The organism is Agromyces archimandritae, from assembly GCF_018024495.1.
Taxonomy (GTDB): Bacteria; Actinomycetota; Actinomycetes; order Actinomycetales; family Microbacteriaceae; genus Agromyces; species Agromyces archimandritae.
On sequence record NZ_CP071696.1, the window covers coordinates 736,833 to 748,906 of the forward strand.

Here is a 12,074-nt window from a genome sequence, read left to right on the forward strand (position 1 = left end):
GCCGCCCTACTCCGCGTCGTCGTCCTCGGGCGGCGGGGCGACCGCCTCGGCGACCATCGAGTGCACGAGCTCCCAGTCGGGGTACTCCTGGTCGACGCCGTTCTCGGGGGTCAGTTCGACGTGGCCGATCGGCAGCTCGCGGGTCTTGCCTGCGAGGTCGACGAAGTAGCCGAGCATCGACTGCGGGATGTCGGTCTTCACCGTGTCTTCGCCGGCCTTGGCGACGGCCTCGAACTTGGTGAGGACGTTCGCCGGGTTGAACTGGGTGAGCACGGCCTCCTGCAGGATGCGCTGGCGCTGCATGCGCATGTAGTCTCCGCCGGCGACGCCGTAGCGTGCACGGCCGAACCAGAGGGCGTGGTAGCCGTCGAGGTGCTGCGGGCCGGCCTCGATCCACCCATCGACGCCCTCGTTGTTCTCGTCGCCGCCGATCGGCAGGCGCGTGTCGACGTCGATGTCGACGCCTCCGAGGGCGTCGATGAGCTGCTCGAAGCCCTGCATGTCGATGAGCGCGTAGTACTGGATCGTGAGGCCGGTGACGCCCGACGCGGCATCCCGCATACCCTCGATGCCCGGCTCGCTGCCGTTGTCGAGCGCATCCGGATACATCTCGGGGCTCTTCAGGTCGACCTCGGTGTAGATCGAGTTCAGCAGGCAGACGTCGACCTCGCAGCCGTCGATCGAGCCGTATCCCTCGGGGTAGACCTCCTGCAGCGGCGAGCCGTCGGGGAACGGGATGTCCTCGAGTTCGCGCGGCAGGCCGATGAGGATCGCCTGGCCGGTGTCGGCGTCGATCGAGACGACGGTCATGCTGTCGGGCCGCATGCCGTCGCGGTCGGCGCCCGAGTCACCGCCGAGCAGCAGGATGTTGTAGCGGCCGTCGACGGGCGGTTCGCTCGGCCCGGCGCGGAACACCGAGGAGAGGAACCCGCTCGCGGTCGTCGCGATGTAGGCGCCGTAGAAGGCGCTGCCCGACAGCGCGATCATCACGACCGTCGCGAGTGCGCCGATCCACGGCCGCTGCCCCGGCGAGGTGCGCACGAAACGCACGAGCCGCAACGTGTCGAAGGTGAGCACGAGCCAGAGCACCGCGTAGCCGATGGCGAGCAGGGCGAACACCCAGAGTGCGATCGGGTTCGCGACGACGGTCAGCAGGAAGGTGCGGGCGAAGAACCAGAGCACGACCGCGGTGACGACGAGCGCCCACAGCAGCAGCGTGCAGCCCAGGCCGAACCGGCCGAGGCGCCGGTTGCCGGCGAGGGCCTGCACCGAGCCGGGGATGAGGACGTTGAGCACGACGAGCCACCACGCCCGCTTCGTCATGATCGGGCGTGAACTGAGATCCGGGTGCCGGATCGGGCTTGCGGCGAGCGTCATCGGGCGGCGCGGAGCCGTTCGTTCTTCTCGGCGACGAGCGCGGCGAGGCCGGCGGCGTGATCGTCGAGGCGGGCGGTCAGTTCGGCGTCGCCGGAGCCGAGGATGCGGGCGGCGAGGAGGCCGGCGTTGCGCGCCCCGCCGATCGAGACGGTCGCGACGGGGATGCCGGCCGGCATCTGCACGATCGACAGCAGCGAATCGAGGCCGTCGAGGCGGGCCAGCGGCACCGGCACGCCGATGACCGGCAGGCTCGTGACCGAGGCGAGCATGCCCGGCAGGTGCGCGGCACCGCCGGCGCCGGCGATGATGACGCGCAGGCCCCGTTCGGCGGCCTCCTTGCCGTAGGCGATCATCCGCTCGGGCGTGCGGTGGGCCGAGACGACCTCGACCTCGTGCGCGATGCCGAACTCGTCGAGCACGGCGGAAGCGTCGCCCATGACGGGCCAGTCGGAGTCGGAGCCCATGACGACGCCGACGACGGGGCGGGGGGAGTGCTCGGTCACCCGTCCGATACTAGGGGCGGGCGCTGGGAGATCTCGCAAGGCTCGCTGGGCGCCGGCGGGCGGCCCGGGTCAGTCCTGGAAGACCGCGGCGGCCGCTCGCGCCTCGTAGACGACGTCGTCGAGCTCGGCGCCGAGGGCCGTGACGTGCCCGACCTTGCGGCCGGGGCGCGGCGTCTTGCCGTAGTTGTGCATCTTGACCGTGGGATGCTCGGCGAACGCCTCCGCGTACCGGTCTTCGAGCGTGCCCTCGGCGGGCCCGCCGAGCACGTTGACCATGACCGCCCAGGGCTCCAGAGACCCGGTGCCGCCGAGCGGCAGATCGAGCACGGCCCGCAGATGCTGTTCGAACTGGCCGGTCGTGGCGCCGTCCATCGACCAGTGCCCGCTGTTGTGCGGGCGCATCGCGAGCTCGTTGACGAGCAGGCGGTCGTCGGTCGTCTCGAAGAGCTCGACGGCGAGCATGCCGGTGACGCCGAGGCCCTCGGCGATCTGCACGGCGATCTGCGCCGCGACATCCGCCAGGCGGCCCGCCGAGTGCGGGGCGGGCGCGATGACCTCGCTGCAGACGCCTCCGCGCTGCACGGTCTCGACGACGGGCCAGACCGCGATCTCGCCGGACGGGCGGCGGGCGACCTGCTGGGCGAGCTCCCGCCGGAAGTCGACGAGTTCCTCGGCGAGCAACGCGCCGTCTCCGCCGCCCTCGGCGACGGTGGCGAACCACTCGGCGACTTCGGCGGCGCCGCGCACGACCCGCACGCCCTTGCCGTCGTATCCGCCGCGCGGGGTCTTCACGACCGCCGCCCCGCCGTGGGCGGCGATGAAGTCGTCGAGCTCGCCGGGCGTGCGCACCGCCGCCCAGTCGGGAACCGGCAGGCCGAGCTCCGAGAGGCGCTCGCGCATCCGCAGCTTGTCCTGTGCGTAGCGGAGGGCGTCGGGCCCCGGATGCACGGCGATCCCGGCATCCACCACCGTGCGGAGCACGTCCTGCGGCACATGCTCGTGGTCGAAGGTCACGACATCCACACCGCGGGCGAACTCGAGCAGCTGCCCGGCATCCGCATAGTCGCCGACGTGCGTCGCGGCCAGGGCCGCCGACATGCCCTCGGCCTCGGCGAAGACGCGCAGTTCGACCCCCAGCTCCACGGCCGCGGGAATCATCATCCGGGCCAGTTGCCCGCCGCCGATCACACCGACACGCACTGCCGACCTCGCTCTCAGTCGCGCCCGGGCGGCGGCGACCCTCACAGTCTACGGACGCGGCCCGGCCGCGGCCGCGCGCATAGGATGAGCGCGTGCCCGGAATCCGTCGACTGATGCAGCGCGCCTGGCACGGGGTGATCGCCTACGCGGTGAAGTTCGGCGTCGTCGGCCTCATCGGCCTCGTGGTCGATGTGACCCTGTTCAACATGCTGCGCGTCGGCGTGTTCGGCGAGGGGCATTGGGCGCAGAGCGCGATCGGTGCGAAGGTCATCTCGACGAGCGTCGCGATCGTCGTCAACTGGATCGGCAACCGGTATTGGACGTTCCGGGCGCACCGTCGACGCAACTACGTGCGCGAGTTCGCCGAGTACCTCGTCGTCTCGCTCGGCGGCATGGCCATCGCCGTCGGATGCCTCTGGGTGAGCCACCACGTCCTCGGCTTCACGAGCATCCTGGCCGACAACATCGCCTCGAACGTCATCGGCCTGGGCCTGGGCACCCTGTTCCGCTTCGTGCTGTACCGCTACTGGGTGTACGGGCACCACCGTGCGGACGGCCGCACCGCGCTCGAGAAGGTCGCCGAGGCCGAGGAGGCCCTCTTCGAGGAGCCCGGGCGCTGACTCAGCGACCGCCGCCGGCCTGGAACCACGGCGGGTAGACCGTGACGCGGGTCTTCACGCCGATCGCCGAAAGCGCCTGCCGCACCCGGTCGCGCACCTTCTCGTCCGAGACCGCGATGAGGGCGACGCGTTCGAGCGGCAGCGAGCCGCGCACGAGCACCTCCGCGGCCCCCTGACGCGACTCTTCGCCCTCGCGGGCGAGCCGGCGCAGGGTCCATTCGAGCTCGTGCCACTCCTCCGAGGTGCGGGCGCCGGGGATCGACGGGTCGCGGTCGGCGAGGACGACGGCGTCGGACTCCTCGCCGCCGGCCCCGAGCGCCTGGCCGATCGAGGAGACGAGCATGACGTATTCGGATGCGCGTCGCTTCACGGCCCCGGGCGCGAGCCGCGGGTCGGGCTCGCCCGTGCGGATCGCCTCCCAGTAGTGCGCGTCGGTCGACAGGGCGAACGGCACGAACTCGGCGAGCTTCGCACCGGTGTCGCCGAGTTCGGTCGCGCGGCGGAACTCGCGGGCGGCCGGGGCGGCGATGTCGACGGCCGGGGATGCGCCGGCGGCATCGGAGAGGATCGCCCCCGAGCCGAGGATGCGGGCGAGGTTGTCGAGATGGGTGAGGTGGAAGATGCGCTGGGCGCGTGCGTCGAAGGGCTTGTCGTCCTCGGGGCGGAGGGACGGGGCGGCCTTGCGACGCGAACGGGATGCGGCCGGCGCGGCGGCGCGGGAGGCCGCGGCAGCGGTGCGGGCCGCCGAGGTGCCCGGGATGCGGGCCGGTGCGGATGCCGCCGGGGCCGGCTCAGGGGGCTTCGGGGGGTTGCAGACGGCGCAGAGTCCGTCGTCGAATCCGTGGATGCATTCGTCGCCCAAGTGCGTGGTTCCCTCTCGACAGCGGCGTTTCCACGATCGGTTCCTCGCGGAAAACGCCCCGACTACGTTACGCGCACTTTCGGGGCTGCGGATGCGCGTACGGTCCGAGGCGCCTCGGCATCCGCTGCGGATCGCTCAGCGACGGCCCCAGGCGATCGTGTCGTCGGCGTGCGCCGGCTCGTCGCGGCGGCGTTCGGCGGGCGCCGGATGCTGGGCGTCCATGAGTTCGAGGAGGGCCGCCTGCACGACGGCGGGGCCGGGCACGTCCTTCAGCACGACGGTCATGTCGCGATCGGTGTCGATGCGCACGTCGCCCGAGCCGAACACGGCCTGCAGCGGGCCGCGCCGCACCTCCACGCGGTGCCCGCTCGAGTGCAGCAGCTCCTTGCGGACCCGTACGAAGACGCCGTGCCGGAGGATCACCCGTCGCGTCGTGATCGTCCACCGGCGCGTGAGCCACGACATGAACGGCAGGACGACGAGGAAGACGACGCCGACCGCGGCCGCCGACCACATGAGCGCGCTCTGCCAGCCGGGTTCGAGCGTGCCGGCGAGATACCCGGCGGCTCCGGCGATCGCCAGGGCGAAGACGACCGGAAGCGCGAGCACCCGGCCGTGCCGGCGGAGCCGGGCGACGACCCGCTCCGGCTGCGCTTCGGCGGCTCGGCGACGATCGACTCGTCTCATACGCTATTCATACCGCAGGTGGGTCACGTCGCCGGCGGCGACAGCCTGGAGCGCGTCGTTCTCACGGGTGCGGACCAGGATGCGCCCGCTCTCGTCGAGGCCCTCCGCCATCCCTTCGAGGGTCGTGCCGTCCGGCAGTTCGACGCGTACCCCGCCGCCGATGGTGCCGCAGCGTTCGACGACGTCGGCGGCGAGGCCCGAGCCGATCGCGTCGCCGCCGGCCTCGGCCAGCCGCGCGACGAGCGCCCGGAAGCCCCGCAGGTAGTCGGCGAGCACCGCATCGGCATCGGGTGCGACGCCGGTCGCCAGGAGCAGCGACGTCGAGGTGAGGGTCGGGAGGTCGTGCTCGTCGAGGGTCAGGTTCAGCCCGGCGCCCACGACGACCGAGCGGGCGTCGGGCAGCAGTTCGGAGAGGATGCCGCAGACCTTGTACCCCGAGACGAGCACGTCGTTCGGCCACTTGAGCCAGGTCTCCACGGCGCCCGGTGCGAGGCCGGCGGCCGCGTCGGCGTCGTCGGCCGCGCCGGTCCGGGCGAGCGCGGCATCCACGGCGCCGCGCACGGCATCCGTCATCGCCGCCCCGGCGAGCAGCGGAAGCCAGCCGTAGGCGTCCAGGGGCAGGCTCGCCGGCGGGCGGAGCAGCACCGAGATCGCGAGGGTCTTGCCCGTCGGGGCGAGCCAGCGGCGCCCGAGCCGCCCGCGGCCGGCCGTCTGCCGGTCGGTGACGAGCACCGCCCCGTCGGGCCAGGCACCGGCATCCGCACCCGAGGCCAGGGCCGACAGCTCCGTGTTGGTCGATGTCGCCTCGTCGCGCCACTCGAAGCGGCTCGCCTCGCGGCGGCTCCGTTCGAATCCCCCGTACGGTTCCTGCATGCGTCCCCCCTTCCGTCCGCCGCCAAGTCTCGCATTCGCGGGCAGCCGGGGCGAACCGTGCGTCGCGTCGCGGGTCTTCCCCGAGTGGATGCCGGTGCGGAAAGGCACCACGCCCGCGTCCGCTTTTGTCGGATTCCCTCAACAAAACCCGCCGGAACCCCGCGGGTAGAGTGAACCGCGTGACCGAAGCGACCCCGAACGATTCAGCCGCCGCCCCCGAGCTGCAGACGACGGCGGGCAAGCTCGCCGACCTCAAGGCGAGGTACCACGAGGCCGTCACCGCCAGCGGCGAGGCCGCGATCGCCAAGCAGCACGCCAAGGGCAAGATGACCGCGCGCGAGCGCATCGACACTCTCCTCGACCCGGGCTCCTTCGTCGAGTACGACGAGTTCGTCCGCCACCGCACGCACGCCTTCGGCATGGAGGCCAAGCGCCCCTACGGCGATGCCGTCGTCACCGGCACCGGCACCGTGCACGGCCGGCAGGTCGCCGTCTTCAGCCAGGACTTCACGATCTTCGGCGGCTCGCTCGGCGAGGTCGCCGGCGAGAAGATCATCAAGATGCAGGAGCTCGCGCTGAAGATCGGGGTGCCCCTCATCGGCATCCTCGACTCGGGCGGCGCCCGCATCCAGGAGGGCGTGGTCGCACTCGGCAAGTACGGCGAGATCTTCCGCCGCAACACCGCCGCATCCGGCGTCATCCCGCAGATCTCGATCGTGATGGGCCCGGCTGCCGGCGGCGCCGTCTACTCCCCCGCCCTCACCGACTTCGTCGTCATGGTCGACAAGTCGAGCCACATGTTCGTCACCGGACCCGACGTCATCAAGACCGTCACGGGCGAAGAGGTCGGCTTCGAGGAGCTCGGCGGCGCCCTCACCCACAACAAGGTCTCCGGCGTCGCCCACTACCTCGCCAGCGACGAGGCCGACGCCCTGGACTACGTGCGAACCTTGCTCGGTTTCCTGCCCGACAACAACCTCTCCGACGCCCCCGTCTACGACAGCGAGGTCGAGCTGGAGATCACCGACGCCGACCGGCGGCTGAACACGGTCATCCCCGACTCGCCGAACCAGCCCTACGACATGAAGCAGGTCATCGAGGGCATCGTCGACCACGGCGACTTCCTCGAGGTGCAACCCTTGTTCGCCCCGAACATCGTCATCGGCTTCGGCCGCGTCGAGGGCCGTTCGGTCGGCATCATCGCCAACCAGCCGAATGCGATGGCCGGCACCCTGAACATCGACGCCGGCGAGAAGGCGAGCCGCTTCGTGCGTTTCTGCGACGCGTTCTCGATCCCGATCCTCACCCTCGTCGACGTGCCCGGCTACCTGCCCGGCACCGACCAGGAATGGACGGGCGTCATCCGTCGCGGCGCGAAGCTGCTCTACGCGTACGCCGAGGCGACCGTGCCCCTCGTCACCGTCATCACCCGCAAGGCCTACGGCGGCGCCTACATCGTCATGGGCTCCAAGCAGCTCGGCGCCGACCTCAACCTCGCCTGGCCGACCGCCGAGATCGCCGTCATGGGCGGGCAGGGCGCCGTCAACATCCTCTACCGCGGCGAGATCAAACGCGCCGAGGAGGCCGGCGAAGACGTCGCCGCCGTGCGGGCCAAGCTCGCCAGCGAGTACACCTACAACGTCGCCTCGCCGTTCCTGGCCGCCGAACGCGGCGAGCTGGACGGCGTCATCGAACCGGCCGCGACCCGCGTCTCGGTCGTGAAGGCGCTGCGCTCGCTCCGCACGAAGCGTGCGAGCATGCCGCAGAAGAAGCACGGCAACATCCCCCTGTAGGCCGAGGAGCAGCATGGCGCAGATCACCCCGCCGCCCCGCCCGCAGGCCGGGCCCGGCGACATCCGCATCGAAACCGACGGCCTCACCCCTGCCGAGGCCGCAGCGGTCACCGCGGTGACCCTCGCCGCCCTCGACGAGCAGGCGGAGATCGCCCGCGTCGCCCCGCCACCCCCGAGCGGGTGGGAGCTTTCGCGGCGGATGCTGCGGAGCCCGCTGCACCCGGGACCGGGTGCCTGGCGGGCATCCGCCTGGTAGCTCTGCGCCAGCTGACGGCGGCGCGTGGATGCCGGCCGCGGCGTGTATTCACGCTCTCCACGTCGAGTCGCACATCCTTCGGGCGGATCGTCCTTGGTCCCCCGATCATCGACGATTCTGCTGTGCCTGCCCACGATATCGAGGTTCCGCCGCATCTTTTGTTCGGACCTCATCAGATGCTTGATGAAGGTCGGGATCTGCCATACGCTGCACTTGCAGCTGCTGATCAGCTGCTGATCAGCTTAATAGCTGACCACAACCTGACCGGGGATCTTCCTGCGCGCATGCGAGCCGCGCCGCCCACAAGCACGCACAAAGCACGCGTTCTTCGATCCCGGCTTTCCTGAAGGGCACCATGAGCAACATGAAGAAGTCGATCGTCTTCAAGCTGTCGGCCGCAGCGATCGCAGCAGCCGCCATGCTCGGTGTCGGTTCGGCGGCCAACGCGGCGTCGAACTACATCGGGTTCGACGTCAACCTCCCCCGGCTGCAACTCTGGCAGATCGGATTCGCAACCCAATCGACCGGAACGAGCACGCCCGCACAGGTGAAAGTGTCTGCGATCGGATCGACCTACACCCTCGACGCACGCACGGCCCTTGAGTACAGCGATGCCAAGGGCGCCATCGCTTCAAACATCAACGAAGGCCAGACGGTCAGCCTGAACAAGCCTTTCAAGGGCAACGTCGGTCTCAACGTTCGCAATCACACCCTCGCGGCCGTTCTCGTCCAGGCTCAGGGCCAGTTCCGGTCCAACTGAAACGCGGTCGAGGATGAAGCATGTGCACGGTACGGCCGCTGAGACGTGGCTAGTCTCATCGATTGCGGCCGCACTCTGCGCGATGCTCATGATCGGGTGGGCGACGGTGGAGGCACCGGAATACATCCTCCGTGGCCCGCTCGATCTCTTCGATATCGCGACATCGCGGTCTCCGGTAGCGCTCGTGATCCCGCTCCTCGCGGCGCTCGCCGGCGCCGGGCCGTTCGTTGCCCGACTCGTGAACCGTTCAGCATCCCTCATTTGGACCCGAAGCTCGATGCGCCGAGAACTCGTCGGCGCGGTCGCCCGCTCAGCAGGAATCGTCTTCTTCACCTTCAGTCTGAGCGTCTTTGCCGCCTTTGCCTGGTGTGTCACCATCCTGCCAACGGCCTCTGGAGTACGCTTCGATCCAGTTTCCTACGGACTCTCTGATGCCGCGGCTGTGACCGCCGATATCGGCGGGCGAGCACTCTTCGGCGATCTCGCCCAGTATGGATACTGGACATTTGGCGTCACTTGGGCCGCCACTACCGGCGTCCAAGCCGCGGCATACTGCGCCTCAGCTATTGGACTCGGTCTCCTCCTCGGGTTGCCCAGACTCGCCCTCTTTCTTCCTTTCCTCCTCTTTCACATCGAGACAGTCGCTTTCTCTCTCGTCGGCGAACCTCGCTTCGGGCTCTTGTATCTCCTCATTCCGTTCGGGCTCTCGCCCGAACCTCCGGTGGTAACGGGCATGGTGATCGCAGCGCTCGTTGCGGTCAGTACCGCGGCCATTGTCATTCCACTTATTCGAGTGCGCCACATTCGGCTCCTACAATGACAGCCAAGCTCGGGGCGGCCCTCGTCTGGCCGCGCGGGGTTCTCGCCATGGCCGTGCTCTCCGTCGCCCTCGGCGGGTTCGCCGCGCAGGCGGCCCTCCTCGTGCCGCCGTCTTCGGCTGGACCCATATTGCTTCTCGACGAGATCGCGGGGGTGCTTCGAGCCCCGAATGTGCTTGCCTTTGTCTGGGTGCCGTACGTGCTCTGGACCAGCCTCATTGATCTGGGCGCCGCCGACACCCCACCGGCGCTCCTGCGTTATGGATCGCATGTCCAGCGCCTCCTGCGCTTAGGCGTTCTCCGGGGTATTGCCCGGCTGGGTGCCGGATTGGGCATCGGACTTATCGCGATGGCCGCCGTGCTCATCCTGCTCCATACAGGCGGGGTGACGCTGGCCTCTACAGGTGCGTTCGAAGCTTGCATGCAGCATGCGATCGGGTGGCTCGGCGGGGCACTCGTGACCCGATGCGCGCTCCTCTGCGTCCTCAGTCTCAGCCACAGAGCGTGGCTGAGCATCACGGTCGGTATCGCGACATTCATCACGGTGATGCTTGCGACACTCGGCGATGGCACAGATCTTCTCGGCACCGCGATCGCTCACTTGTTCGGGCAGTCACCGCCCCAGGCGGATGCTCTGACGATCGCGAGCACGGCGGCAATCCTCTCTTCCATTCTCCTGGCGGTTCTCTTCCTTAGCCTGACGATCGACATACGTGACCGGGTGAAGGCGATCACATGATGTTCCAGCGCGTCGTTCCGCCACCGTGGTTCCTCACCATCGTGGCGACGCTCGCCTGCCTTGGCATCCTCACGGCAACCGGAACGGCAAGAGACGCAATTGCGTTCGTGCCATCGGGCTTTCGCGTGGAGGGACTCCTCACTCCGGCCGGGTTCGAGATCGTCGCCTCGGTCGGCTTCGCGCTGCTCCGCTTCGAGCGGCACGCGGGTCGCAGTCATCAGGGCTGGGACGAGCAGGTTCGCCTCCGTGCCGGGAGCCACGCCCGATTCGTCCGCCGCATCGTTGCGGAGGAGATGGTTGCCGCCGGGGCCCTCGCCGCGACGGTTGTCGTCGTCATCACCTGCAGTCTGGTAGCGCGGTTCGGGCCGGCCGTGCTGATAGATCCCCTGATCACATCACCGATCGCGGCCTACTTCTTCATCGGATGGTGGCAGCTCGCCTTCTATAGCCTCACGCTCATCGTGGTGCACTTTTGGGCACCGGCATGGGTTGCGTTCGGCGCGGCGGCCCTGATCGTCGCGGTTCCTCCGATCGGCGTGAGCCCGCCCTGGCTCCCACTGCACCAGTTCAACATCGACCTCACCGGTGATGACGACGGAATGCGGATGGCGGTGCTTGTGGTCGCAACCGCGGCCACCGTCGCGCTCGGCATGTCCCGGGCGTCGAAACCACGTCGATCCACCCGCACGCAGAGAAGAAGGGCCCTCACCTCATGAGTTCTGTGATCGAGTTGCGCGATGTCCACCTCGGCTTTCGAGGGATGTCACTCCTCACCGGAGTGAACCTGGTCATCGAAGAAGGCGCATCGTATGCCCTGCACGGACCGAACGGGTCCGGCAAGTCTGCGCTTCTCCGCCTCATGTGCGGCATCACGCGGCCGACAAGCGGGAGCGTGCGGGTTGCTGCGAAGTATCTCGATGCCGACCGCACCTACCCGGATCGGTTCGGCGTCGCGATCGACGGCCCTGCATACGTCGGTCACCTGAGCGGCGTGCAGAACCTGCGCGAGCTCGCCGGCATCCGCAAGATGGTCGGGGTCGCTCGCATCCACGCCACCATGCGCACCTTCGGCCTCGACCCCCTCTTGCGCACGCGCGTCTCGCGATACTCACTCGGCATGAAGCAGAAACTCTCACTGTGCCAGGTCTTCCTCGAAGAACCCGATGTCGTTCTCCTCGACGAACCGTTCAACGCCCTCGACCGCGAGAGTGTGAGCTTGCTCCGCAACCAGCTCGAAGAGTTCCGCGGACGCGGAGGGACGCTTGTCATGACCAGTCACGAGCGGGCGCACCTCGACGGTCTCGTCGACGTTGCGCTTGAGATAGAGGGCGGGAAGGTCAACGTCACGGTCTGATCCGCTGCCCCGGTGGGTGCCAAGGCCGCTCGCCGGTGGTCTGGCGAACCGGCCGCCGAGCGGACCGCAAGCGGATCCGCGAGCTGATCGGTGTGCCCGAACCCGGACTGGACGCACCAGCGTGAATGGAGTATTGTGCCGCGGGGGTTGAGCGACGACGCTCCGGAACCCTCTCCCGACACGATCTTCCGAACGCGCAAGCGTCGATTCGGCGTGTCCTCATAAATGCCGA

The 12,074-nt window shown here is 69.2% G+C and carries 14 protein-coding genes; 8 read left to right on the plus strand and 6 right to left on the minus strand.

The genetic code is table 11. The annotated features are described in order from the left end of the window. Nucleotides 1–6: 6 nt before the first annotated feature. From G127AT_RS03420 to G127AT_RS03430, 3 genes are all read right to left on the minus strand, one after another. Nucleotides 7–1,323 (minus strand): LCP family protein, encoded by a 1,317-nt coding sequence (locus G127AT_RS03420; protein WP_244857714.1) that lies wholly within the window; start codon nucleotides 1,321–1,323, stop codon nucleotides 7–9. Nucleotides 1,324–1,373: 50 nt separating this feature from the next. Next, the gene (gene purE / locus G127AT_RS03425; RefSeq protein WP_210901785.1) at nucleotides 1,374–1,841 is read right to left on the minus strand and encodes a 5-(carboxyamino)imidazole ribonucleotide mutase; all 468 of its coding nucleotides are present in this window, start codon (nucleotides 1,839–1,841) and stop codon (nucleotides 1,374–1,376) included. A 108-nt stretch (nucleotides 1,842–1,949) separates the two neighbouring features. Then, nucleotides 1,950–3,098 carry a 5-(carboxyamino)imidazole ribonucleotide synthase gene (locus tag G127AT_RS03430; protein WP_210901787.1) on the minus strand — a complete coding sequence of 383 codons (1,149 nt, stop codon included), beginning with the start codon at nucleotides 3,096–3,098 and terminating at the stop codon, nucleotides 1,950–1,952. A 74-nt stretch (nucleotides 3,099–3,172) separates the two neighbouring features. Here G127AT_RS03430 and G127AT_RS03435 point away from each other — a divergent pair, with 74 nt between their 5' ends. Continuing rightward, nucleotides 3,173–3,700 carry a GtrA family protein gene (locus tag G127AT_RS03435; RefSeq protein ID WP_244857716.1) on the plus strand — a complete coding sequence of 176 codons (528 nt, stop codon included), beginning with the start codon at nucleotides 3,173–3,175 and terminating at the stop codon, nucleotides 3,698–3,700. Between the two features lies 1 nt (nucleotide 3,701). Here G127AT_RS03435 and G127AT_RS03440 read toward each other — a convergent pair whose 3' ends face one another. The 3 genes from G127AT_RS03440 to G127AT_RS03450 form a co-directional block, all read right to left on the minus strand. After that, nucleotides 3,702–4,562: a DarT ssDNA thymidine ADP-ribosyltransferase family protein gene (locus tag G127AT_RS03440; RefSeq protein ID WP_210899841.1), complete on the minus strand. Its 861-nt coding sequence runs from the start codon at nucleotides 4,560–4,562 to the stop codon at nucleotides 3,702–3,704. Between the two features lie 135 nt (nucleotides 4,563–4,697). Further along, complete coding sequence (locus G127AT_RS03445) at nucleotides 4,698–5,249, minus strand: PH domain-containing protein (RefSeq protein ID WP_210899844.1); 552 nt, start codon at nucleotides 5,247–5,249, stop codon at nucleotides 4,698–4,700. 3 nt (nucleotides 5,250–5,252) lie between these two features. Further along, a complete protein-coding gene (locus tag G127AT_RS03450) occupies nucleotides 5,253–6,122 on the minus strand; it encodes a biotin--[acetyl-CoA-carboxylase] ligase (RefSeq protein WP_210899847.1) in 870 nt (289 codons plus the stop codon). 170 nt (nucleotides 6,123–6,292) lie between these two features. Here G127AT_RS03450 and G127AT_RS03455 point away from each other — a divergent pair, with 170 nt between their 5' ends. The 7 genes from G127AT_RS03455 (at nucleotide 6,293) to G127AT_RS03485 (ending at nucleotide 11,842) form a co-directional block, all read left to right on the plus strand. After that, nucleotides 6,293–7,915: an acyl-CoA carboxylase subunit beta gene (locus tag G127AT_RS03455; protein ID WP_425305880.1), complete on the plus strand. Its 1,623-nt coding sequence runs from the start codon at nucleotides 6,293–6,295 to the stop codon at nucleotides 7,913–7,915. 13 nt (nucleotides 7,916–7,928) lie between these two features. Continuing rightward, nucleotides 7,929–8,171 carry an acyl-CoA carboxylase subunit epsilon gene (locus G127AT_RS03460; RefSeq protein ID WP_210899853.1) on the plus strand — a complete coding sequence of 81 codons (243 nt, stop codon included), beginning with the start codon at nucleotides 7,929–7,931 and terminating at the stop codon, nucleotides 8,169–8,171. A gap of 364 nt (nucleotides 8,172–8,535) precedes the next feature. Continuing rightward, nucleotides 8,536–8,931 carry a hypothetical protein gene (locus tag G127AT_RS03465; protein WP_210899856.1) on the plus strand — a complete coding sequence of 132 codons (396 nt, stop codon included), beginning with the start codon at nucleotides 8,536–8,538 and terminating at the stop codon, nucleotides 8,929–8,931. Nucleotides 8,932–8,953: 22 nt separating this feature from the next. After that, the gene (locus G127AT_RS03470) at nucleotides 8,954–9,751 is read left to right on the plus strand and encodes a hypothetical protein (RefSeq protein ID WP_210899859.1); all 798 of its coding nucleotides are present in this window, start codon (nucleotides 8,954–8,956) and stop codon (nucleotides 9,749–9,751) included. Continuing rightward, on the plus strand, nucleotides 9,748–10,488 hold the full coding sequence (locus tag G127AT_RS03475; RefSeq protein ID WP_210899860.1) for a hypothetical protein: 741 nt from the start codon (nucleotides 9,748–9,750) through the stop codon (nucleotides 10,486–10,488). The genes G127AT_RS03470 and G127AT_RS03475 overlap by 4 nt, the downstream gene beginning before the upstream one ends. After that, nucleotides 10,485–11,204, plus strand: a complete 720-nt coding sequence (locus tag G127AT_RS03480) for a hypothetical protein (RefSeq protein ID WP_210899863.1) — start codon at nucleotides 10,485–10,487, stop codon at nucleotides 11,202–11,204. Before G127AT_RS03475 ends, G127AT_RS03480 begins: the two co-directional genes overlap by 4 nt. Next, nucleotides 11,201–11,842 carry an ATP-binding cassette domain-containing protein gene (locus G127AT_RS03485; RefSeq protein WP_210899866.1) on the plus strand — a complete coding sequence of 214 codons (642 nt, stop codon included), beginning with the start codon at nucleotides 11,201–11,203 and terminating at the stop codon, nucleotides 11,840–11,842. The genes G127AT_RS03480 and G127AT_RS03485 overlap by 4 nt, the downstream gene beginning before the upstream one ends. The last annotated feature ends 232 nt before the right edge of the window (nucleotides 11,843–12,074 follow it).